The 22,656-nt window shown below is 34.3% G+C and carries 16 protein-coding genes and 1 pseudogene; 7 read left to right on the top strand and 10 right to left on the bottom strand.

What is annotated here, in order from left to right; all coding sequences use genetic code 11:
• The first annotated feature begins 1,193 nt into the window (after positions 1–1,193).
• From D5R40_RS01790 to D5R40_RS01780, 3 genes are all read left to right on the top strand, one after another.
• Complete coding sequence (locus D5R40_RS01790; protein WP_124144469.1) at positions 1,194–2,903, top strand: ABC1 kinase family protein; 1,710 nt, start codon at positions 1,194–1,196, stop codon at positions 2,901–2,903.
• A 176-nt stretch (positions 2,904–3,079) separates the two neighbouring features.
• A complete protein-coding gene (locus D5R40_RS01785) occupies positions 3,080–3,433 on the top strand; it encodes a hypothetical protein (protein ID WP_124144470.1) in 354 nt (117 codons plus the stop codon).
• A gap of 69 nt (positions 3,434–3,502) precedes the next feature.
• Entirely contained in the window at positions 3,503–4,450 is a 948-nt protein-coding gene (locus tag D5R40_RS01780; RefSeq protein WP_124154169.1) for an NAD-dependent epimerase/dehydratase family protein, read from the top strand.
• An 85-nt stretch (positions 4,451–4,535) separates the two neighbouring features.
• Here D5R40_RS01780 and D5R40_RS01775 read toward each other — a convergent pair whose 3' ends face one another.
• From D5R40_RS01775 to D5R40_RS01755, 6 genes are all read right to left on the bottom strand, one after another.
• The gene (locus D5R40_RS01775) at positions 4,536–5,327 is read right to left on the bottom strand and encodes a hypothetical protein (protein ID WP_124154168.1); all 792 of its coding nucleotides are present in this window, start codon (positions 5,325–5,327) and stop codon (positions 4,536–4,538) included.
• 11 nt (positions 5,328–5,338) lie between these two features.
• Positions 5,339–5,851: a hypothetical protein gene (locus D5R40_RS41810; RefSeq protein ID WP_338043161.1), complete on the bottom strand. Its 513-nt coding sequence runs from the start codon at positions 5,849–5,851 to the stop codon at positions 5,339–5,341.
• A 117-nt stretch (positions 5,852–5,968) separates the two neighbouring features.
• On the bottom strand, positions 5,969–6,253 hold the full coding sequence (locus D5R40_RS41805) for a response regulator (protein ID WP_338043162.1): 285 nt from the start codon (positions 6,251–6,253) through the stop codon (positions 5,969–5,971).
• A 471-nt stretch (positions 6,254–6,724) separates the two neighbouring features.
• Complete coding sequence (locus D5R40_RS01765; protein WP_124144473.1) at positions 6,725–7,657, bottom strand: Npun_R2821/Npun_R2822 family protein; 933 nt, start codon at positions 7,655–7,657, stop codon at positions 6,725–6,727.
• A 12-nt stretch (positions 7,658–7,669) separates the two neighbouring features.
• Positions 7,670–8,665 carry an Npun_R2821/Npun_R2822 family protein gene (locus D5R40_RS01760; RefSeq protein WP_124144474.1) on the bottom strand — a complete coding sequence of 332 codons (996 nt, stop codon included), beginning with the start codon at positions 8,663–8,665 and terminating at the stop codon, positions 7,670–7,672.
• Positions 8,637–8,900 carry a hypothetical protein gene (locus tag D5R40_RS01755; RefSeq protein WP_124144475.1) on the bottom strand — a complete coding sequence of 88 codons (264 nt, stop codon included), beginning with the start codon at positions 8,898–8,900 and terminating at the stop codon, positions 8,637–8,639. The genes D5R40_RS01760 and D5R40_RS01755 overlap by 29 nt, the downstream gene beginning before the upstream one ends.
• A 275-nt stretch (positions 8,901–9,175) precedes the next feature.
• On the opposite strand from D5R40_RS01755, the gene D5R40_RS01750 reads away from it, so the two are divergent.
• The 3 genes from D5R40_RS01750 to D5R40_RS01740 all read left to right on the top strand — a co-directional run bounded on the left by D5R40_RS01750 (position 9,176) and on the right by D5R40_RS01740 (position 13,019).
• On the top strand, positions 9,176–10,288 hold the full coding sequence (locus D5R40_RS01750) for a glycosyltransferase family protein (RefSeq protein ID WP_205127332.1): 1,113 nt from the start codon (positions 9,176–9,178) through the stop codon (positions 10,286–10,288).
• Between the two features lie 283 nt (positions 10,289–10,571).
• The gene (locus D5R40_RS01745; RefSeq protein ID WP_124144476.1) at positions 10,572–11,516 is read left to right on the top strand and encodes a hypothetical protein; all 945 of its coding nucleotides are present in this window, start codon (positions 10,572–10,574) and stop codon (positions 11,514–11,516) included.
• 213 nt (positions 11,517–11,729) lie between these two features.
• Positions 11,730–13,019 carry a glycosyltransferase gene (locus D5R40_RS01740; protein ID WP_124144477.1) on the top strand — a complete coding sequence of 430 codons (1,290 nt, stop codon included), beginning with the start codon at positions 11,730–11,732 and terminating at the stop codon, positions 13,017–13,019.
• 1,205 nt (positions 13,020–14,224) lie between these two features.
• On the opposite strand, the gene D5R40_RS01735 is transcribed toward D5R40_RS01740, so the two are convergent.
• Together D5R40_RS01735 and D5R40_RS01730 are read right to left on the bottom strand one after the other, a co-directional pair.
• A complete protein-coding gene (locus tag D5R40_RS01735) occupies positions 14,225–18,055 on the bottom strand; it encodes a tetratricopeptide repeat protein (protein WP_124154167.1) in 3,831 nt (1,276 codons plus the stop codon).
• A gap of 360 nt (positions 18,056–18,415) precedes the next feature.
• Positions 18,416–18,748 carry a TIGR03792 family protein gene (locus D5R40_RS01730; RefSeq protein ID WP_124144478.1) on the bottom strand — a complete coding sequence of 111 codons (333 nt, stop codon included), beginning with the start codon at positions 18,746–18,748 and terminating at the stop codon, positions 18,416–18,418.
• Positions 18,749–18,849: 101 nt separating this feature from the next.
• On the opposite strand from D5R40_RS01730, the gene rpiA reads away from it, so the two are divergent.
• Entirely contained in the window at positions 18,850–19,563 is a 714-nt protein-coding gene (rpiA, locus tag D5R40_RS01725; RefSeq protein WP_124144479.1) for a ribose-5-phosphate isomerase RpiA, read from the top strand.
• 1,130 nt (positions 19,564–20,693) lie between these two features.
• Here the strand turns inward: rpiA and D5R40_RS01720 are convergent.
• Together D5R40_RS01720 and pirA are read right to left on the bottom strand one after the other, a co-directional pair.
• Positions 20,694–21,446: pseudogene (locus tag D5R40_RS01720) on the bottom strand (IS5 family transposase); the annotation flags it as partial.
• A gap of 450 nt (positions 21,447–21,896) precedes the next feature.
• Positions 21,897–22,055, bottom strand: a complete 159-nt coding sequence (gene pirA, locus D5R40_RS34380; RefSeq protein ID WP_161564460.1) for an arginine synthesis PII-interacting regulator PirA — start codon at positions 22,053–22,055, stop codon at positions 21,897–21,899.
• Positions 22,056–22,656: the final 601 nt, after the last annotated feature.

Below are 22,656 nucleotides of genomic sequence, written 5' to 3'. Positions count from 1 at the left end.
TGGAGAGGCTTTATACCTTAATTTTTCGGTAAGTTTTGATAGTGTTAACTTTAATATTTCTTTAAAATTTATTTTTGAAATTTGTAGTTTTGTATACTATACTTAATAAAAATAAAAAAAATTTAATTTAATACAGCAGGGATAAATTTTTTTATACCTTCTGAATCACTTAAAATCTGCCATTAGTTAAGAAGAAAAAAGGTGCAACAAACAACAAAAAGATGAAGGAAAATTTTCAGCTCTAAGCTCTAGAAATATAGCTAAATACAGAAAGATAACAATTGCCCGTTACTTAGAAACTGCTAATATCTTTGAGTTATTTTTGTTGTGAAATACCACCTTCTTTTTTCAGATGACTTACACAAAAACCCTATATATAGTAAACAAAAACTATAGTGCCACACTGTATATAGCGATTTGCCACAGAAAAGCCAAGGAGAAATACCATCTCCTATTTTTCAAATGACTTACACAAAAACTCTATATATAGTAAACAAAAACTATAGTGCCACACTATATATAGCGATTTGCCAGATAAAAGCCAAGGAGAAATACCATCTCCTATTTTTCAAATGACTTACGCAAAAACTCTATATATAGTAAACAAAAACTATAGTGCCACACTGTATATAGCGATTTGCCACAGAAAAGCCAAGGAGAAATACCATCTCCTATTTTTCAAATGACTTACACAAAAACTCTATATATAGTAAACAAAAACTATAGTGCCACACTATATATAGCGATTTGCCAGATAAAAGCCAAGGAGAAATACCATCTCCTATTTTTCAAATGACTTACGCAAAAACCCTATATATAGTAAACAAAAACTATAGTGCCACACTATATATAGCGATTTGCCAGATAAAAGCCAAGGAGAAATACCATCTCCTATTTTTCAAATGACTTACGCAAAAACCCTATATATAGTAAACAAAAACTATAGTGCCACACTATATATAGCGATTTGCCAGATAAAAGCCAAACAGACTTAAGTCATGTGTAACTAGCTATCAACTTTTAGCAGCTTTGGTTAAAATTCCCGACAACCACAAGCAATAGTTTAGGAGAAGTAGCGTATCCCCTTCTCCCACGTTAAAAAAAATGAACAAAGCTGAGTGCTGAGTGCTGACCGCTTCTTTAACTCAACTTAATAAATAAAAAATATAAAATTTAAGAGGAAAATATTAAAAGTGGATGACAATCACTTTAATTCAACAAGACGGTACGACCCAGAAGCGATCGCTAAATATTACCGTTACCGTCCCTGGTTAGTAATTTGGAGATTTCTCGTTATAGTTTTGTCTTTTGCTAGTTTTCTACTAGGAGTTTTATGGGATAAATGGCAATATGACAAAGTTGAAGATACTCCTGAACGAGCTACCCAACTGCGAAAAATCCTAACTCGCTTAGGACCAACATTTATTAAAGTAGGCCAGGCATTATCAACAAGACCAGATTTAATTCGTAAAGACTTTTTAGAAGAACTAACAAAACTACAAGACCAGTTACCACCTTTTGATAATAAGAAAGCAATCTCGATCATAGAGACTGAGTTAGGCCAAAACATCAACGATATATATAGCGAAATTTCTCCCAGACCAGTTGCAGCAGCTAGTCTGGGTCAAGTTTATCAAGCACGTCTTCGGAGTGGAGAAGTAGTAGCAGTAAAAGTTCAACGACCAAACTTACTGCCTATTATTACTCTCGATTTATTCTTAATGCGTTGGGGAGCAAGTTGGTTAGCTCCCTGGTTACCTCTCAATCTTGGCCACGATTTATCTCTGATTGTAGATGAATTTGGCACAAAGCTATTTGAAGAGATTGACTATATCAATGAAGGGCGAAATGCAGAAAGATTTGCTACTTATTTTGCCGATGACCCAAGTGTGAAGGTACCATCAATATTTTGGCGTTATACTACCATCCATGTTTTGACCTTGGAATGGATTGATGGTCTGAAATTATTAGATACTGAACAAATTAAAGCAGCAGGTCTTGATACTGATACTCTAATTACGGTAGGGGTTACTAGCGGTCTACGTCAATTACTAGAGTTTGGCTTTTTTCATGCAGATCCTCATCCCGGTAACTTATTTGCATTAAAAGATGGTCGGATGGCCTACATTGACTTTGGCATGATGGATCAATTGGAGCAGGATACTAAAGAAACTTTGGTTGATTCAGTCATTCATTTGATTAACAAAGATTATCAAGAGTTGGCTAAAGATTTTGTCAAGCTTGGGTTTTTGGCACCGGATGTAGATATTCAGCCAATTGTACCAGCTTTAGAAATAGTGCTGGGAAATATTATGGGTGAGAAAGTTAAGGATTTTAACTTTAAGACAATTACAGATAAGTTCTCGGAACTAATGTATGAATACCCATTCCGAGTTCCGGCTAAGTTTGCCTTAATTATTCGTTCTTTGGTCACCGAGGAAGGTTTAGCTCTTTCCCTAAATCCAAATTTCAGAATAGTTGATGTTGCTTATCCTTATGTGGCAAGAAGATTATTAAAAGGTGAGTCCCCAGCATTACGTCGTCGGTTAATTGAGGTATTGTTTAAAGATGGAAAGTTTCAGTGGCAAAGGTTAGAAAATTTGATTGGCATAGCTCAGACAGACCAAAATTTTGATATACTACCTACTGCTCAATTAGGTTTACAATATCTTTTGAGTGAAGAGGGTGAATTTCTCCGAAAAAAATTGATACTAGCAATGGTAGAAGATGACCGAATTCACACCGAAGAAGTTACTCGTTTGTGGGGTCTAATTCAAGATGACTTTCAACCAAGTCGTTTGTTTAATATTGCTTTAGGCGCTCTAGCTGAATTTTCTACACAGAGAGCTACTGCAATTTTACCTTCTGTAATGGCAATGACAAATAATCAAAAATTAAATTAATGACTTGATGTCTGAATATTGCTGAATTACAGATAAGAATTTATTTTTTAATTTTAGTAAAGTCAGATAATGAATTGAAAATAAAATGTTTTTTTGACAAATAATTCTGTAATTCAGTAGTATATATTCCTCAATGTATCTAAAGCATAAATCAAGGAAATATTAAGGAAATATTTGTGTATAGTCTTCCTCAACCTCCCTATTTTTTAATCGCAGTTGGTTTATTAATGAGTTTATCTTCAGGAATAGTATTTGCCAAATTAATTAAGCAACTGGTTAAAGATTGGTCAGTAAATCCTTCTACTTGTAATATAGTTAGTATGAGAGGATTAACATTACAGCTTCCCTATTTAGGTATTGCTAGTGGTGCATTAATATTTTTATCCTCAAGTTTACAATTATTTGGATTTACTAACTTAGTTGCCTATTCTATTTGTTTGCCTTTAACTGTAGCAACTGGATTAGTTGTCTGGATTCAGCTTACTAAAATTTTAGATAAGATGGAACGGAGCATAACAGAAGAGAGTTAATTTTTTTCAACATTAGGATAAATTGACTCCCACTTTCAGCAAAAAATAGCCACTTGAATATAGGAAAAAATGACTAATATTATCGTAACAGGTGTTGGTGGGTTTATCGGGTCTCATTTAGCAGAAACTCTTTTAAATCAAGGAGAAAAAGTAATAGGAATCGATCAGTTTAATGATTACTATGACCCTGCTTTGAAACGTCAGAATATTTCTCAATTTCAAGACAATTCCGCTTTCCAATTAATAGAAAATGATATTCAATCTTTAAATTGGTCAGAGTTATTGGCAGATGTAGATATAGTTTATCATCAAGCTGCCCAAGCAGGTGTTCGTGCTAGTTGGGGTGAAGGTTTTCGTGCTTATACAGAACGTAATATCAATGCTACTCAAATAATTTTAGAAGCGGCTAAAGATGCTCCTCATTTGAAAAGATTGGTTTATGCTTCTACTTCTTCTGTATATGGTAATGCTGAAACTTTTCCCACTCCTGAGACTATTTGTCCTCAACCAGTATCCCCTTATGGAATTACTAAGTTAGCAGCAGAACGATTAGGTAAGTTGTATCATCAGAATTTTGGTGTACCCTGCGTATATTTACGCTACTTTACAGTATACGGCCCCCGGCAAAGACCTGATATGGCCTTTCATAAATTTTTTAAGTGGATTTTGCAAGATGAGCCAATTTCTATTTATGGAGATGGCCAGCAAACTAGGGACTTTACTTTTATTAGTGATGCAGTAGCAGCTAACTTAGCAGCAGGTACAGTACCGGAAGCAGTGGGTGAAGTATTTAATATTGGTGGGGGTAGTCGGGTTGTATTAGCAGAAGTTATTAATATGATGGAGGAAATAGTCGGGCGTCCTATTAAGAAAAATTTTGTGGAAAAAGCGAGGGGAGATGCTCGTCATACAAGTGCTGATGTTTCTAAAGCACAGAAAATTTTGGGTTATCAACCTCAAGTTTCTTTAAAAGAGGGGTTATCAAGAGAGTGGGAATGGGTGCAGTCTCTCTATTAGTTAGATTTGTACCTGTTCAAATTAGATAATTGTGTAATTGAGTAAGATGTAGAATAAACACCTTACTCAAACATTTACTCATTGCTTAACGATAGTAAAATTCAAAATCTTTCAAAGCCATTATCCTAGTTTTATTTAAACGATAATGATAACCTATTCTCTTGCCTAACTTATCCCAGAATTTAGTCTTTGGTCTACTATGAGAAGCATCCCAATGTTTCCTTACTCGATCAAGCTTCTGCCAAGCTTCACTATCAACTGTACTATTAACATTCCATCCTACTTTAGCTGCTGCTAATCCCATGAGATTTCCATCTCCTACATGAAACCCTTTTAATTCCATATATGTTGCAATTTTACCCCAAGTCTCTAAAAATTCTATTTCTCTGCCTTCATCTCGAACTATAGCATATAAGGATTCACCTATCCAACTGCCATTATTAAATGATTCTTCTGAAATATGTAACTTATCAGCAACCTTTTTTAAATCTGCAAATCTGTGAGAATGATATTTGTTGAAGTGCTGCACTAAATTTCCTCGACCTCCAGTGATTCCAGGGTTCCATTTAATATCTTCAGGTATGGTATCTACAATTTTTGTATCCGCATCAATATGAATAGCTACCCTGAATAATGATAAAGCTGCTTGAAACACAAACCGTCGATCGTTAAAGCAAAATAAAATCCCTTGTTGCTGATGCTTGAAAGCGATAACGTTTTGGTATTTACTAAAATCATCTGGTTCATCTGTGCAAATTACTAATGATGTGCCTGGAGAATATTTTTCTAAATCTCTAATTAATTCCTTAGCAATTTCACGATATCTTTGACCTAGAACCAAAGTACAAAAACAAAAATCTTTAGTGCTATTACTCATAGTTTTTCCTTTCAAAAGTTAATACTTTTCTTTACTTTATTCCAGATTCTTTGTCCTAAACTTTTTTTCCTCTCTGTTTTTTGGGGATAGTTGGTTGGTTTAGATTCCCCCAAATATCGATAATGCTCCCAAATATCCCAATAAGGGCACTCTGGTGAAATCCGAATTCCTGCCCAATGTAGATAGTCTAAAGGTTGATTCACAGTCGGGTCTATAAGTTTATCACCTTCTCGATGAAAATGTGATGTACCTGCCCAACTTCCTGCTGCTTTTCCTGGTCTGCGAACAATATTGAAACGCTTTTTAATTCGCTTCAAAATCATATAATTAATAATTGGTTGATCGGAAGTTTTCTGAGAAAAATCAAAGTATTCTGGATGAGTGGCACATTGAGCAAGTATATCATACAAATATTGTTCTGAAATTAGACCTTTTTTAGATCCCCACCATCCTCCATTAAAAATATCCTTAAGTTCATCTTGACTAAAAACTTGATAAATTTCTGGGGTGAATACATTTTTCATTCCGCCTAAATGTTGATAATCAAAACACAAGAAATCATATTCATTTAGATAGTTTAGATTATCAATAATTTTATCAAAAACAACAATATCTGTATCTATGTATAAAAATTTATCAAATTATCCAAACCAACAAGCTTGCTTATGAAACTGATTTGGTCTGGCAAAAAATTTATTACCAAAAATTTGTTTTAGTTTATTTGATAATCTTTTAATCAATTCTAAATCTTGATAAATTTTGACCCCATAATCTCTCGAAAAACATTCTGCGACTGTTTGATAATTATTATCATAGGGAATCAAAATAATTGGTGTGTCACTATCATACTTACGGATACTTTTTAATAGAGCAATACCTTGTTCTATGACTTTGTCATTTGCAGTGATATATATGCCACGACTCATAATATTTTCCTATTAGTCTTACTGAAAAGTCCTCACCGATAATAAAATTCAAATCTTTCTGACCAAGAAATAAGGTCTCAAGGTTCTCATTTGAAGGAAAAAAAAGGACATTTCGGATTTCAAGTATCCGCATCTTTAAAGGGGTAAATTTATTTTAGCCATAGTTTTTTTTATGACTCCAAATAATCTAAAATATATTCAAATTTATTCTGCTGTTTTTCTGACCAAGAAATAAGGCCTCAAGGTTCCCTTTTGAAGGCAGGGCTAATTCTTTGTCGTCAGAGAATATTTATATGGATATGAAATACATTTAATTGTGCAAATATCTAAAGAATCTCCCCATCTCCCCATCTCCCCATAATTTTTCTCTAGTGACAATAAATTGACCCTGCCCTTTTAAGGGGGAAAGAAAGAAAATTTTGGATTTCAAGCCTAAGACTGAAAGCGGAGGTACTGATAACTAAAATGACCCTAGCTTTTCTTCATTTGCCGACCTATATTTTTGACCTTATCAATAAATTTTGCTCCTAGACTTTTTTTCTTTTCAGTTTTTTGAGGATAGTAAGTAGGTTTAGCTTCGCCCAAATATCGATAATGCTCCCAAATATCCCAATAAGGGCATCCTGGTTCAATCCGAAAACCTGCCCAATGTAAATATTGTACAGGTTTACCTACTTTAGGGTCAATCAAGCGATCGCCTTCTCGTTGAAAATGGGGACTACCTGCCCAACTTCCTGGACCTTTGCCTTCGGGTCGGCGGACTAGATTTAATCGCCGAGAAATATGTTTTAATACTATATAGTTAAAAATAGGCTGGTCTGTGGTTTTTTCAGAAAAGTCAAAATATTCGGTATGGGCAGCACATTCGGCAAAGGTTTCATATAATTCATTTTCTGTAAACAGGTTTTTCTTTGATGCCCACCACCCACTATTAAACACATTTTTAAGTTGTTCTTCAGTAAAGATTTTTTTTTCTATAACTTTGGATGTGAAGACGTTTTTTATTCCACTTAAATATTGATAGTCGCAACACAAAAAGTCATAATCTTCTAAATATTTGAGATTATCGGCTATTTTTTCAAATACAACAATATCAACATCAATATAGAGAAATTCATCGAATGGTCCAAACCAACAAGCTTGTTTTTTTTGTTTGTTAGGAGTATTAAAAAAGCCTTGACCAAAAATGTTATACAAATTGTTGCAAAGATTATTTACAAATTCTAAATCTGGATAAATTTCTACTCCATATTTACTTGTGACTATTTCTGCTACCTGCTGATAATTTTCATCAAAAGGAATCATCATAATTGGAGTATCATAATCATATAATCTGATACTTTTCAGCAGAGCAATTGTGTTATCAAGTACCTTATCATTAGCAACAATATAAATTCCTTTCATTGTAATTTATCCTCAACTTGATAATCCTATTTTCTTGAATATTTTATCGATTAAACTTGGTGGAGGATTATAAGGTTTTGGTTTCCCTATAAACTTAGGTTTTTTCTCCGGTTCATGTAGATAGCGATAGTGTAAAAATATCTCTCTATAGGGAAAATCTAAATTTTCTCCTTCACAAACTCTAGTAAATGCTTTAGATGAAACTCCAATGTAGTGAAGATATGTTAACCGCTTACCACGATCGTAAACAATATGGTCTTGCTCTTCAAAATGTTTCGAGGTAACACTGTTACCTGTTTTTTCATTAGGAGACAGACTAATAGCCAAATTATCTACTTTCAAATTTAACCGCATTACCATGTAGTTGAGGATTGGTTGATCTGCTGCCCATATATAAAGTATTTCTGATTCTCCTTCTCGTAACTTCCCCAAAAACCAATCTATATTTTCCTGCTTAAATATACCTTTTTTAGAAGCATAGAAACCAGAACAAAAAATCCTAGACTTGAGATATTCTTGAGGAAACAATTCTTCTAACCTAGGAGATGAAATATCATATACATGACCAGGGTCTTTATACTGAAAATCATACACTACCCAGTCACTTTGATTAAGTCGATCAAAAACCCCATCTACAGGTCCCATGAGTAAAGCATCTGCATCTATATATAGAAAGCGATCAAAAGGACCATCAAAAGCACAGAACGGACGATGATGCCCAAATCTATAGTAGGGAGTAAATCCCTTCTCTAACCTCCGTTGGTGAGCGTTGGGGTGAGCATCCCAGACATCACGAAAAAATTTATCCCACTTCTCTATTGATTGCAAATCGTTGTAGATTTGGACGTTAGGTCGTGTAGAAATCTCAGCAGTAATTCTTTCTATGTTGTTGTTATAAGGATAAATACAAACTGGTATTTCATTGCTGTGATTAACTTCTATACTATTTAGTAGAGCTACAAGTTGATCAAAGACATTATCATTGGCAAGGGTGCATATTCCATCCATAAATAAATCTTAAATTTCTAGTTAGGAAAATTTCGTGACAAATTTCAGATAACCAATTGAGTAGATTAAGTTTGCAAAGGTCAAAGATATATCTAGTCCCAGAAATTGCATTTTTAGCCTCATGCCAACCATCAGGAGTAGAAGTAACTTTTATGTATGACATTCCTTTTTCATCCATAGTTGGTAGGCTCAAAAAACTAGCAGGGGGCAATATTATCTGTTGCTGGACTATCATAATAAATTGGCAAATACTAACATAGTAGAGTATCCTATAATTTATTACTGATATGCAGATTATTATCACCATAACTTTCTATTGAAAGGTTGTAATAATAAGGTCTTATATGCGTCACTTATTTTGAACTTATCATAAAGTTTTATGCCGAGTTAGTAAGTTACGGTGATACAAATCAAACTCAAACCCACTTTCCTGCACAGATTTCAGAAACAGCTATAAGTTGATAATATTTAATAGTTTAACATAACTTCTGCAAGAAGCAACAATACATTATGATGATTAGAAATGTCAAAAAGTGGCTCAAATCTAAAATCCCCTTCACCAAGGATTTAACTAAAAAACTAACTGCTAAAAAATGGCCAAAAAAGTCAATTGTATATTATCTAGAAAAGCGTTTTTTGGTACTAGAATCAGATATTAAAACTAAGGGTGCTAGTGGTTCAGATAGTGCAGTATTCTTTTTGACTAGAGAATGGGTAAAGCAAGGCTATGATGTTACTGTTTTCACTAATTGTGGAGGTCAAGAGGGTGTTTATGGAGGAGTTAAGTATGTTAACCATGAAAAAATTAACTGGTACGATACTTTTGATACTTTCATTATGTGGCGACATCCTAAAATGTTACCTTCCTATGTTAAAGCCAAAAGAATCTGGTTTGATTGGCACGATGTAATTACATTTGATCTTGTATATTTAGCTCCGTATAATAAAATTTTTGTCAAAAGTTATTATCAGCGTAACCTATTACCAGAACTACCCGATAATAAGTTTGCAATAATTAATAACGGTGCAGATTCTGCTGTTTTAGAGCTTACTAAGAACCAAAAACAACCCTATAAATTAGTATACGCTTCCAGGTACTATCGAGGTTTAGAATTTATGCTGACCTGGGGGTGGCATATTATTAAAAGAGAAATTCCAGAGGCGGAACTTAATATTTACTATGGATGGACTAAGCGTGATAATAGTGAAAAATTAATTCCTTGGAAGCAGAAAATGACGGAATTAATGCAACAGCAAGGAGTAATAGAACATGGCAGTATCGGACACAACCAATTAATGTATGAAAAGTCTACTTCAGTGATTCATTATTATGGGTGTTCCTATGGAGAAATAGATTGTATTTCATTGCGAGAGTCAGCAATGGTAGGGTGCGTTCCTGTGACTACTAATTATGCCGCGATTAAGGAAAAAGATTATTGTATAAAAGTAGATGGTGATCCCGAGACAAAAGAAACTCAAGAGGCTTTAGCTTATAGAATTGTAGAGCTTTTAAACAATCCTCAAGAGTTAGAAACTATCAGGGAAGAAATTCAAGAAAAAGTCAAAAATGAAACTTGGGAACAGGTAGCACCATTATGGTTAAAAAACATTGATTCAGTATGATTAGATATCTCCATAAATTATATAATGCTTTTGTCTAACCATTCTGTGAAACCTTATATGCAATATGCTGGGATTAGCTATGGTTATTAAAGTAACTATGACAATATTTTTAATCCTAAATCTGTTGAAAATCTCTTCTTTTTTGCCTCTTGTCTTTTGCCTGGTTCTGTAATAAATTTTATCCTTTTTCGGAGATATTTATTGAAATAAAATCAGATTATATAATGAAATGAAATGTGAGATAATTATTCTGTCTGGCAGTTTTAATAAGGAGGTATAATTAATGTTATCTAACACCTGTTCACTCTCAATTCTAGTAGCAAGAACAGACATACCTTTTATGATGCATACGATTCCTCATCTAGTTAGAATGAGTAATTTTAATTTTATTCAAAAAGTGTTGTGTATGGATACAGCACCTCTATCTGGAGATAAAGTTATGCGTCCTGGTGTTGGTACTCTAAGTGAACTCAGAGATTGCTGTAACAAACTGATAAGTGAAGGTATTGTAGATAAAGTTGTGGATATTAACTATGACAAAACTTATCAACAACAAATGTACCAAAAACATTTTGGTAGTCCGATTAAACCCACCCATAACTATAGAGGTTATCCGATCTTAGGGTCAATTTTTCACATAGAATCTGTACCAGGAGATTATATGTTGCATTATGACAGTGATATGCTTCTACATCAAGAACCAGATTATAGTTGGATAGATGAAGGTATCAAGTTAATGGAGCAACATCCGGAGATAATGGCAATTAGACCATTGACAGGGCCACCAACTGAGGATGGTATTATGTACCAAAAAAATCAGTCCCTAAAACCAGAAGCAGGGGGGTTCTATAAATTTCAATTTTTCAGCAGTAGGGTATATCTGATTAACCATAAACGCTTTGACAAGTTACTGCCATTGCCCATTTTGTGGCGTTCTTACAAAAACAAGTTTCTTAATCAAATGCCACTAAGTCTAAAAACCCTCTTAAACTACTATACTGGCAAAGGCAAGCTGGATTCTTGGGAGGTTATGGTATCTATGCAGTTAGAGAAAACTGACTATGTACGAGCAACTATGAGTTCCCCCAAGGCGTGGACAATTCATCCTAAAGATCGAAGTCCAGAATTTATCGGAGCTTTGCCAAATATTATCGAAAAAATAGAGCAAGGATGGTATCCACCTGAGCAAGCTGGACACTATGATTTTATTTCAAAATATTGGCTTTGAGCGAACAAAGTTAACGGAAAAATTGAGTTTTTGTCCTATCTTTCTCAGGGAGCTTTATGTTATGTAACTTAAACCATCATAGAAATTTAGCTCCCCTTCAAACTCTATAGTCAAAAATTTGCTATTTTAAAGATATTTTGGCAAAACTTCATAATAATTAGTTGAGTTGGTAATCAATTTGGGGTAAAACAAATATTAAATGTTGGAGCAACCATGAAATTGATAATTCCTATCGAGTTTTATCGTAAAGGTGGAGTTGAAAGAGTAATTTGTGGAACCATTGAAGAGCTAATTGAACAAGTAGAAGAAATAATATTAATTTTGCCAAAAAAGGAGATTGCTTATTTTCAAGAAAAGTTACCGAAGTCTCCAATAATCAAATATGAATCATTTACATTACCTCCTAAATCTTTACAGTCTCGAATACTTTCTGTAATTAATAAGTTTTCGTCTTTATCAGGTAATGTTAAAGCAAAAAAAATCCAAAGATTTTTTAAGAGTATCCGCCGTAAATATAAGAAGAAGTTGAGTATTAGATATTTAGCTAATCGTTATCAAGCTACTCATTGTTTGTACTTTTTAACTAATCAATTAACTCCACCCGGTCTTGATATTCCTTTAGCAATGGTAAGCCATGATGTATTCTGGAGATTTGCACCTCTAAGTTATCCAGAATCTTATGTTAGAAAATACGATTTAAGTTTATTGGAATGGCTGAGGAAGGTTGATATTGTTTTTACTGTTTCTGAAAAAACTCGCAAAGATATTATCTCGGTTTTTCCGGAGTTTACTAGCAAGATTACACCTATACCTAACTCTGGTTTTCCTACTAAGTCAAATACTTCACAGAAGTTGTTGACCATAGCAGAAAATTCCCATGAATCTAATGAAGGATTACCAATATTTTATTTGCCTTCTTCTTTTGGTATTTACAAAGACCACTTAACTCTGTTAAAAGCAGGTATTAAGCTTGCTCAAAAAAATCTGAAGTTTAAAATAGTTTTGATTGGTAAAGAAACTGATAACTTGATTTCTGGAAATATTAGTTTATCTCAGCAAGCTAATAGTCAAGAGTATATTGATTATTTGAATCAATGTCAGGAAATATCTCTGAATAATCAGAATATAATGCAGGAATATTTTGAGGGGTTAGGATATTGTTCCGATGAAGAGGTAGAAAAATGGTATCGGAAATCTTCCTGTGTAGTTTTTCCTTCTAAATATGAAGGTTTTGGTTTGGCTTTATCTGAGGCAGTTGTTCGAGGTTTGCCTGCTATTGTGTCAGATTTAGAAGTTTTTCAGGAGCAAGTAGAACTTTATAAATGTGAGGATATGGTAGATTTTTTCTCTGTGGGTGATGTGGATGCTTTAGCAGATTGTATGGAGAAATTTATTCTACATCCTAAGAGTAAGTTGTCTGCTGAAGAAGTAGATAAACGTTTTTCTCATTGGACTTGGAGAGAGACTGCTAAAGAGTATGTTCGTCTATTAGAAAATTTGTGAAAAGTTGGCAGTAAGTTGAATTTTAAACAGCAACAAGGTTGAGTGATGAATCTCAACTATAAATTTCAGTGGTATTTGACCACCTGAGTCAGAAGTTCTAGTCAAAATTTAACTCAGACGTTTGGGTTCAACCTATCCCACTAATAAGATTTTTGCTAAAAACCCTAAATGTTTTGAGAGTTAAAAACCAAAAATTCAGTTTTTTAAACACATTTTACTTAAAGAAATAAGTTTGTTAAAAATAGTGGGATAGGTTCTTTGGGTTGAAGCAATAGTCTGCTCAGGAGGCGATCGCTCAGAGTTTTATCTAAAATCTGATAACTAAGACGTTATAGTTAAGTCTAAATATATAGTCTGCTCAGGAGGCGATCGCTCAGAGTTTTATCTAAAATCTGATAACTAAGACGTTGCAGTTAAGTCAAAGTAAATCATCAGTCAAAGGATGTTCTATCCAGACCTGTATCTAAAATCTGATAACTAAGACGTTGCAGTTAAGTCAAAGTAAATCATCAGTCAAAGGATGTTCTATCCAGACCTGTATCTAAAATCTCATAACTAAGACGTTATAGTTAAGTCCAAATATATAGTTAGTGATAGAGGCCTACGCTCAGAGTTTTATCTAAAATCTGATAACTAAGACGTTGCAGTTAAGTCAAAGTAAATCATCAGTCAAAGGAAGTTCTATCCAGACCTATATCTAAAATCTCATAACTAAGACGTTGCAGTTAAGTCAAAGTAAATCATTAGTCAAAGGAAGTTCTATCCAGACCTATATCTAAAATCTCATAACTAAGACGTTATAGTTAAGTCCAAATATATAGTTAGTGATAGAGGCCTACGCTCAGAGTTTTATCTAAAATCTCATAACTAAGACGTTGGAGTTAAATCAAAATATATATTCAATAACTGAGACGTTTGAGTTGAATGAATAGTCAATTTAGGAGGCAATACCTAAAGCTCGATCTAAAATCTGATAACTCAATCGTGAAAACTATTTTCAGGTTTGCTTCTCTACCAGAATACACAGGATAAGCTAAAAGGCATTTAATTTTTATGTTCCCTATTATCTTTTTTCTGTCAGCTTTCCCAGAATTAGGGGTAAATCGTTTCAATGGGAAATAGTTTAACCACTACTTAAATCAATTCCTGTGATTAATTTTCTTAAAGTTCAGCCAATGCCTCATCTACCTTTTCCATCTTCCTTGTTACTTATTTCTGAGTTCAACAAATATCTGATACATCTGTTTTGCCAATTTTTTAGGATTCCACAAAGGCGCTAAATTATCTGGATTTTTTGACCTCTGCAAATGCTCCCGCACTGAATTTCTTAAACCTAAATCTTTACCTAATTTAATTCCCCATTCTGTATATTCTTCCCAACTGCAAGCTACTCCTATATCCAAATTTACATTTTGCAAAAATGAGTAACCCATTCTAGACAAATATTGTTCTCCAGCTCTAGTTATTATTGGTAAATTTGCCCATAAAGCTTCCAAATTATGAGTACCTCCATTGTAGGGATAAGAATCTAATAAAACATCTGCTATCTGATAAATTGCTCGATGTTCTTCTTCTGTTTGAGTTTGACCTAAAAAGATAATTCGATTAAAGTCTACCCCTAAATTTTCAGATTCTTGAAGATAGGTTTGATAAATTACATCTACATCTCCTTGACCTTTACGAATTAATATACTTTCTGGTGTATGTTGCAAAATTTTTAATTGAGCGCGTACCATTTCTGGATTAGTTTTTCGCCCCGGAGCTATACACAAATAAACCATTTTATCTGAATCAATTCCGAGAGTATTTCTAGTCGCATTTCTATCAACCGAACGACTATCAAACCCATCCACAGCTACAGATGTTTCTGGCAATCTAACTAATTTTTCTAGATAATGTTTTTCTCTTCCTTGAGGATGGGTATACCAGTCACATAAAAAGTAATTACTTTCAGAAATATAGGGCGCATCAAAACCTAACCAGGAAACACAAACTTGTGCTGGTTGTTCATGAATAATATGTACATTTACTGGCAATGTCATTGAATCTAAATCTACTATTACATCTAACTTGTCTTCTAATGTTTGTTCGACAATTTCTTCATAGGATGGGAACCCATTAGGATACTTTTTCGGCCAATAGGTTTTGACAGACATTTGTTCAAATTTTTGAGTAATATCATCTCGCTTCAACGAACCTGTAATATATAGATGAACGTGAGGTGTAATTTGAGATAGTTCTCGAATTAAGGCTTCGCTACACCAACCTACAGAATGACGACGAAAATGTTTGGAAAGGAATCCTATTTTCAGGGGTTGGGAATTAGAAATATGAGTTTTTGGAGTTGGATAGTTTTTGATTATATTTTGATAATATTGTTTGGCTATTAATTTGTAAAATTTAGCGTTTCCTTCTAAGTTATCCCGGAGGTGAGGTACGGCAAATAAGAAAATTTCATAGAGTAGTTTTATTTCTACTTCGCTGAAGGTTTCACAGTTTTGATAAGAAAATTTTTCTACTTGTGAAAGTTTGGAGTTTGCCATGTCACTTACTCCAGATTGAAAATAGGCGAATAAAAAGGCAGTACCTGAAAGAATAGGAGCTATTTCTCCACAAGAATTACAAAAATTATCGGCTGCTTTTCTAGCTTGGGCAAGTTTAGTTGTATGGCTGAGTAAATCGCATAATTGTTGATGTGCTTCAACAAATTGTGGTTTAAGTTCGATAGCTTTTTCAAACAAAGCGATCGCTTCTTCCATTTTTTCTTGTTTAATAATATGTCCGATGCGAGAATATACTTCTGCCCAGTTTGGTTTAAGTTCTAATGCTTGATGATATTTTTCTAGTGCTGATTTTAATAATCCTTTATTGGAAAGTGCTGTTCCTAAGTTGGCATAAGCATCATAGGAATTAGGATTATATTTAATGGCTATTTGATAATGATAAATTGCCCGATCGTAGTCTCCTTTTAACAAGAAATTATTAGCTAGTTTTTCATGTAAGTGTTTGAGTTCTGGATTAATATTTAATGCTTTCTGATAATATTTTGCTGCTGCTTCTCTATCTCCTTGTTTACCTAAAATATTAGCTAGATTACTATAAGCTTCGGTATAATCTGGTTTGAGATTAATAGCTCTTTGATAACTTCTAACTGCGTCGTTAATTCTACTCAGTTTAACTAGGGTATTGCCTAATTTAAAGTGAAAATCTGCCTCTACTATATCTGGTTGAATTTCTAATGCTTTTTCCCAAGATTCCAGAGCTTCATCAACTTTTCCTAAATATTGAAATAGTTTACCAATATTCCAATAAATACCAGGCAAATCTGGTTTTAAATAAACAGCCTTTTGATAATAAAACAGTGCTTGTTTATGTTGACCTAACTGCAAATAGACACTACCCACATTTCCATAAACTTCTGCAACTTCCGGTTCAATTTCTAATGCCAGATTATAAGCAGACAAAGCTGCTGCTAAATTATTTTGTCTGTAAAAAGCATTTCCTAAAGTTACATAACATGGAGCATAATCTGGTTGAATTTTTAAAGCTTCTTTACAGTGAGCGATTGCTACTGTTAAATCTCCTTGTCCGAGAGCAATATCGGCTTGATTTCTATAAGTTTCTGCTGCGGGATATTTTAAGAGTTTTTTGACAAATTCTGTTTCTGATTCTTGGTCTTTAAAGGTTTGACTTTGACTGAGTTTTTCCTGATTTTTTTTGACTTGGTTTAAACCGGGCAAATTATCGTTATTATTCTCAAAAGCTTCAAATTTTTGCTCTGGAATTAGATTTAAAGTAGTAGCTTGAATTTCATGGTCTTCATCAGATTCAATAATTTCTCGATTTGGATATACTGTGAATTTTTCCTGTTCTAGATATTGACTTGATTGATGCTGAATTACTGAATCAAGATATTTTTCTGTTTCTAATTCTTGGTGTTTAAAGGTTTTACCTTGAATGAATTTATCCTGATTTTTCTTGACTTGGTTTAAACCGGGGAAATTATCGGTATTATTCTCAAAAGCTTCAAATTTTTGCTCTATTGATTTATCTTTTTCTTTTGGGTTTAATACCCCACCGTCTACAGGGTATTTACAATTGGTTGAGGTTTGAGTCCCCATCCACTTTTTCCTTCTTCCTTTTTCCTTCTTCCTCTCTTGGTGCCCATTCCCTCCCTTGGTCAGCATTCCCTTACGACTGTTGTCGTCGCCGGATATGACCCCTTGCATCTGTCGCCGATGCGGGGTCGCACCGCTTCTTCCTTCTTCAACCTCAATTACTGAATCAATATATCTCTCTATATTATGATTATTTGCCAATGCAAAATCTTGCCATTCTGTGAATAAAATACCCAATTCTTGCTCAGTAATCTCAGGCTTTAGCAATCTATATAATTCAGCAAAAGCCTCTTGATAATTTGGTTTAATAGATAAAGATTTTTGATAATAATCAAGAGCAGCTTCAAAATCATTCTGGAGAGTAAAAACACCACCCAATTTAAAATAAACTTGAGGGTTTTCCGGTTCTAGTTGCTGAAAAATTTGATAACAAAAAATCGCCCGCTCAAATTCCCTTCTTTCAATAAATATATTTCCCAATATCAATCGAACAGATGGAATATTTGGATTAATCTCCAGCGCCCTTTCATAATTAAAAATTGCTAAATCCAACTGTCCCCGTCGATTATAAATACTGCCAAGATAAACATAAACTTCTGCCAAATTAGGTTGTAACTTTAACGCCTGAAAATAAGCATTAATTGCCTGTTCAAATTGATTTTTCTCTTGAAAAATATTTCCCAAAATTAAATACACAGAAGTCAACTGAGGTTGAACTTTAAGTACTTCTTTGCAACAAGCGATCACTGCATCAAAATTACCTTGTAGCAAATATACCTCAGCTAACTTCTTGTAAGCTTCAACATAGTCTGGTTTAATAGTTAAAACTTTTTGATAAGCAACCATTGCTGTATAAAGTTGTCCAGAATCTTTAAGTTTATTGGCTGTCTTGAAATAATTTTCAGGTAACATTTTCATGGTAAACCCTTACAGGGGTAATACTTGAGACTGCACTTAATTTTTTGTTAATTCTTGGCAATAACTAGAATAAGTTCATCTAGTGCAGGATGGCGGAAATAACTGACCAGTTACAAAATCCTAAAACAATACAAATCAAAAATGATTGACTGTCAGATGTGCGTCTTAAATTCTTGAGGCGATGTGTGCGGAACCATTTCCGCACTTTAAAAGCGCCATAGGAAACCTCGCCAATTAGCACTCGCTTTCAAATGCATGACTTTTAACCTCCCCATAGCGACACTAGGCATTCCCTACTGTAATTAGTGCTTTTTTAGGATGTTTTTGCCTAAGTTTTGTAATTCTACAAATATTAAAACTCTACACTGAAAACGAATGTGGGCCTTGTGGGTAAGTTGCGTCAACTTCATATTCTCTACAGTCTAACAAGGAGTAATTCTCCATCCCAAGTCCTTCCCTAAACTTAGATTCAGTTTCCTCTAATAAAACTTGTGAAATAGACTTCCATTGCTCTCGACTCTCCCAGTAAACTACGATAATAACTTCATTTCCTCTGTAGCTATCAAGCCAGACTTCTTTTTTTAAAAAACCCATTTGTAAAGCTAGGAAAGATGTCCAAATTTCTCGATCCTTTTGGAGAAATTCTTCTTTTAAACTATCTTCGATCTTGAATTGTAGCCATTCAATTATCATGGTATTTATAGCAATAGAGAAAAAAGCATACTTGACTTTAACCTGCCAATTAGTTTAGGTAAGTTAGACAGTGCTGATAATTTGATCTGGAGTATTAAGGTATGATAACAGAACAAGACCCCACAAAATTAATGAAACAGCAAGTCGGTAAAGCTGCTGCTGACCGCATTAAATCTGGAATGATAGTGGGGTTAGGCACAGGATCGACCGCTGCCTATATGATCCAGTTTTTGGGGGAACGCCTACAAAGTGGCCAACTAAAGGATATTAAAGGTATCCCTACCTCCTTTCAGTCAAATGTATTGGCTAAAAAGTATGGTGTACCATTAACCACCCTTGATGAAGTTGACCACATGGATATTGCAATTGATGGTGCTGATGAAGTTGACCCACAGAAAAATCTCATCAAGGGTGGTGGAGCAGCTCATACCCGTGAAAAAATTGTGGACTGTCTGGCAGAACAGTTTATTGTAGTGGTAGATAGTTCTAAATTAGTAGATAGGTTGGGTTCTACTTTTTTGCTCCCGGTAGAAGTTATACCGATGGCAATGACTCCTGTAATTCGGGGGATTGAAAAACTTGGTGGTCAACCAGAAGTTCGGATGGGTGTTAAGAAAGCTGGACCTGTAGTTACGGATGAGGGTAATCTGGTTATTGATGTTAAGTTTAATTCTATTGATAACCCTGCTGAATTAGAAAAGAGTTTAAATAATATTCCTGGTGTTTTGGAAAATGGTTTATTTGTAGGGGTTGCTGATGTAATTTTAGTAGGAGAAATTCAGAATGGGCAACCAATAGTTCGAGAAATTTCTTGAAGAAGATCGCCAATGAAATATACTTACCAATATCTTATATATCCAGCAAACGTGCCAGAAGTTAATACTAAACAACTGGCTCAGGATTTGTCTATATTGGTACAACAGAATCCTAGGAGAAGGCTTTGAATGATCGGAGCAAAACAGATGTCCAGTCAATGTCTGCCCTCTAATTTGTAATTTACTAAAGTTAAAAGATCAACCAAATTACTACAACCAGAAGAAGCAATTACCAAAGTTGAATATCTTGATTTTTCCCAAATTTATTCAACAGTTTTGCCATAGATCTGTCAAAGAGTAGAAACAACATTTTCTAGATTTTTAGCAGGAGGTGATAGTAATAGGAAACGAAGGGGTAAGCCTAGGTTGAAAAGTCAATCTAGACCTCGTTAATTGAACTTTCCTCATGGTAATGATTCTTGGTTAAAGTTTTGATAAATTAATGGTAAATGGTGATATATTTTAATTCCTAAAATAGGTTTAATTAAGGCTATAACCCTTAGAACAATACCTGCTCGAACTCAAATCAAACAAGTTTCACTAACAAAAAAACTGATAGTTGGTGGATAAATTTAAGTTGAGAATATCAGTCAATCTTGGGAAAAACCCATAGATTGAGATGCTTTTCTAGACAAAAATAGTTATTGAGCCAGATCACCAGGAAATAAATTATCTTCTTTGAAACCGTTAAGAAAAAATCAAGATCAACTGACCAAAGTATCCCAAGGTAATAACATAACAAAGGTAAACATGGCAGTAAAGCCAGAGGAAAGCTAGCAAAACGCGAAAGTAAAATGATCAAAAAATAGCTAGAAGTCGTAAATATTTTCAGTATAAAACAGCTGACAAATTAAGTCGGACAGGTAAAAAAGTATTTTTTGATGAATTGTGAAATTTAGCAGGATTAACTTGCACAAATCAAGGCAAACAAAATGAAGATGGAAAGTATTTACCTAATGGTCAATCCTCAAAGTCTGGGTTAAATAAGTCTTGGCGCTGATGCTGCATTTAATCAAATTTTTAACATACTAGGGCGTGTCATCAATTAAGGAGGTTGACAAAATGGGTATTGTATGTTCCAGGTAGATGGCGATCGCTATGCCAATAAAATGACTGAGGCTACCTGTAGGAATTCCTCCCAGAAAGTTTACGGAACCCTTGTCATACCTTGTGGCGATATAGCTGCCGCTAGGCTCCGCCAACGCTCGATACTGTTTGAGTTTGGCAAAGAAATTTTCGATTCATAGACGTGCTTTGTACAATATCTCATCGTAGTTACGGAGTTCTTTTCTGTTTTTTTTCGGGGGAATAACTACCTCTATTCCTCTATTGGTTAAAGGCATAATCACCCGCTCCTGAGCATCGTAAGCTTTATCCCCTAATACTGCTTGTGCTTCTACCATCGGTAATCAAACATCTGCTCCGTCCAAGTCAGATGCTTGACCTGGAGTTAAAAAAAATGGGTGGGATTACCCAGGGCATCTACTACTCCATGTATTTTGGTGGTTAATCCTCCCTTACTACGGCCAATATCTTCCTGTTCAGGGCTGCTATTTTTCGCTCCTGCACTACGAGTATGAGCACGAATAATAGTTGCGTCGATCATGGCATATTCATTATCTGCATCCTCAGCTAAAGTTTGAAATACTATGCACCCATATCCCTGAAATGGACCAACGACTAAAACGAGTATGGACAACACGAAAATCTCCAAATCGTTCTGGTAAGTCTCTCCAGGGAATTCCAGCTCAAGAGCGATATAAAACTGCTTCCACAAATAGGCGATTGTCTCTTGCTGTCCTTCCTACAGTTCCTTCACGTCCTGGTAGTAGGTTTTTGATTCTTTCCCATTGATAATCTCGTAAACCATAGCGTTTAGTCATGTTAGAGAAGCTCTGATTTTTTTTGATTCTGGACGCTTAACCATAAGCATACTATACTCTCAATGTCAAATTTTTATTGATGACACGCCCTAGCTCAGGTAGTCGCAAAAGCTTTTGATGTTGGCAAGTGAAACTCTAGAGTGATAGAATGGAAACCAAACTATACATCTCAATGACTTTATGATAGAGATGAAATTGTGTTTACAGATTGCAGTATCAGAGAATATTTTGATCGGGAACTACAGTGGAAAATTGATCGAGATATAAACGCAGCAATCAATTTGAAACGAGCCGGGATGGACTTGTTCGGTGACTATAAACCTCAAAGCACCCTAAAAACAAAGTGGTTATCACTAAATCTAAAACCGCTTCTGTTTCTAAGGAAGTTCTGACCGTCTTTAAAAGAGATAAGAAGCATACACAGAAAGCTAATACATCTGTGTAGGTAAGTCACTCCAGTAATTGTCTTTCAGATTCCAGAGCTTTAACTAAATCTTGATTTCCTTTAGCTCTTGCTGCTTCCAGGCGATGAGCTAATCTTTTTTCTATATTGACTTTATGAACCTCATTTAATTTAACTAGACTTTTTGGTGAGTTTTTGTTCATCATGGACATTTTTTTTCCAATTTTATTATATAATTTACATTTTTAATTTAGCACAGCTAGAAAAAATCAACCAGTCAGGTTACTGAAAACAGTCAGTTACTATTAGCTATAGACACAAAACAAAGTTTGTTTTAGTAAACTATATCTTGTAGAGTCATTCACAAATATTCTGAGTAAATCTTTTTAATAAAATGCCTGAAAGTCTTGATTAGTAATGAATGTATAAATATTCAGCAATAAATTATATAGTTAACTAAGGACTTTGAAAATCATCTTTTTTTATCCCTTAATGAGAGTTTCTCCTAGTTCATTAAATTTTATTAAGTAGACTTTGCAGTCTCATACTAAATATTAGTTAAGCCTTAGAAGTTAAATTTTATCTTTTTATTTTGGGTTTAATACCCCGCCGTCTACACCTATCCATTACCCACATCTTTCTTAACATAAAGCTTGACTGTTAAGACGAGTTATGAGTAAGTCTTGGCTCGGCTTTTTCGGGAGAAAAAATGTATTTTTCCATACTTTTTTTTTGACAACTTCAGTAGTTTTACTTAGCTAAATTGATTTTTTCTCCTTTCTCCCCTGCTCCCTGCTCCCCTGCTCC

Source organism: Okeania hirsuta (assembly GCF_003838195.1).
Classification (GTDB): Bacteria; Cyanobacteriota; Cyanobacteriia; order Cyanobacteriales; family Microcoleaceae; genus Okeania; species Okeania hirsuta.
This window is presented reverse-complemented; position numbering and strand designations above follow the sequence as displayed.

What these genes read in the sequence shown, in the direction of transcription:
- D5R40_RS01745 (WP_124144476.1), top strand. Translation starts at nt 10,572, where the DNA reads ATGTTATCTAACACCTGTTCACTCTCAATTCTAGTAGCAAGAACAGAC.
- D5R40_RS01775 (WP_124154168.1), bottom strand. Translation starts at nt 5,327, where the DNA reads ATGAGTAATAGCACTAAAGATTTTTGTTTTTGTACTTTGGTTCTAGGT.
- D5R40_RS01735 (WP_124154167.1), bottom strand. Translation starts at nt 18,055, where the DNA reads ATGAAAATGTTACCTGAAAATTATTTCAAGACAGCCAATAAACTTAAA.
- D5R40_RS01750 (WP_205127332.1), top strand. Translation starts at nt 9,176, where the DNA reads ATGATGATTAGAAATGTCAAAAAGTGGCTCAAATCTAAAATCCCCTTC.
- D5R40_RS01765 (WP_124144473.1), bottom strand. Translation starts at nt 7,657, where the DNA reads ATGAAAGGAATTTATATTGTTGCTAATGATAAGGTACTTGATAACACA.
- D5R40_RS01780 (WP_124154169.1), top strand. Translation starts at nt 3,503, where the DNA reads ATGACTAATATTATCGTAACAGGTGTTGGTGGGTTTATCGGGTCTCAT.
- D5R40_RS01730 (WP_124144478.1), bottom strand. Translation starts at nt 18,748, where the DNA reads ATGATAATTGAATGGCTACAATTCAAGATCGAAGATAGTTTAAAAGAA.
- D5R40_RS41805 (WP_338043162.1), bottom strand. Translation starts at nt 6,253, where the DNA reads ATGAGTCGTGGCATATATATCACTGCAAATGACAAAGTCATAGAACAA.
- D5R40_RS01760 (WP_124144474.1), bottom strand. Translation starts at nt 8,665, where the DNA reads ATGGATGGAATATGCACCCTTGCCAATGATAATGTCTTTGATCAACTT.
- pirA (WP_161564460.1), bottom strand. Translation starts at nt 22,055, where the DNA reads ATGATGAACAAAAACTCACCAAAAAGTCTAGTTAAATTAAATGAGGTT.
- D5R40_RS01755 (WP_124144475.1), bottom strand. Translation starts at nt 8,900, where the DNA reads ATGATAGTCCAGCAACAGATAATATTGCCCCCTGCTAGTTTTTTGAGC.
- D5R40_RS41810 (WP_338043161.1), bottom strand. Translation starts at nt 5,851, where the DNA reads ATGAAAAATGTATTCACCCCAGAAATTTATCAAGTTTTTAGTCAAGAT.
- rpiA (WP_124144479.1), top strand. Translation starts at nt 18,850, where the DNA reads ATGATAACAGAACAAGACCCCACAAAATTAATGAAACAGCAAGTCGGT.
- D5R40_RS01740 (WP_124144477.1), top strand. Translation starts at nt 11,730, where the DNA reads ATGAAATTGATAATTCCTATCGAGTTTTATCGTAAAGGTGGAGTTGAA.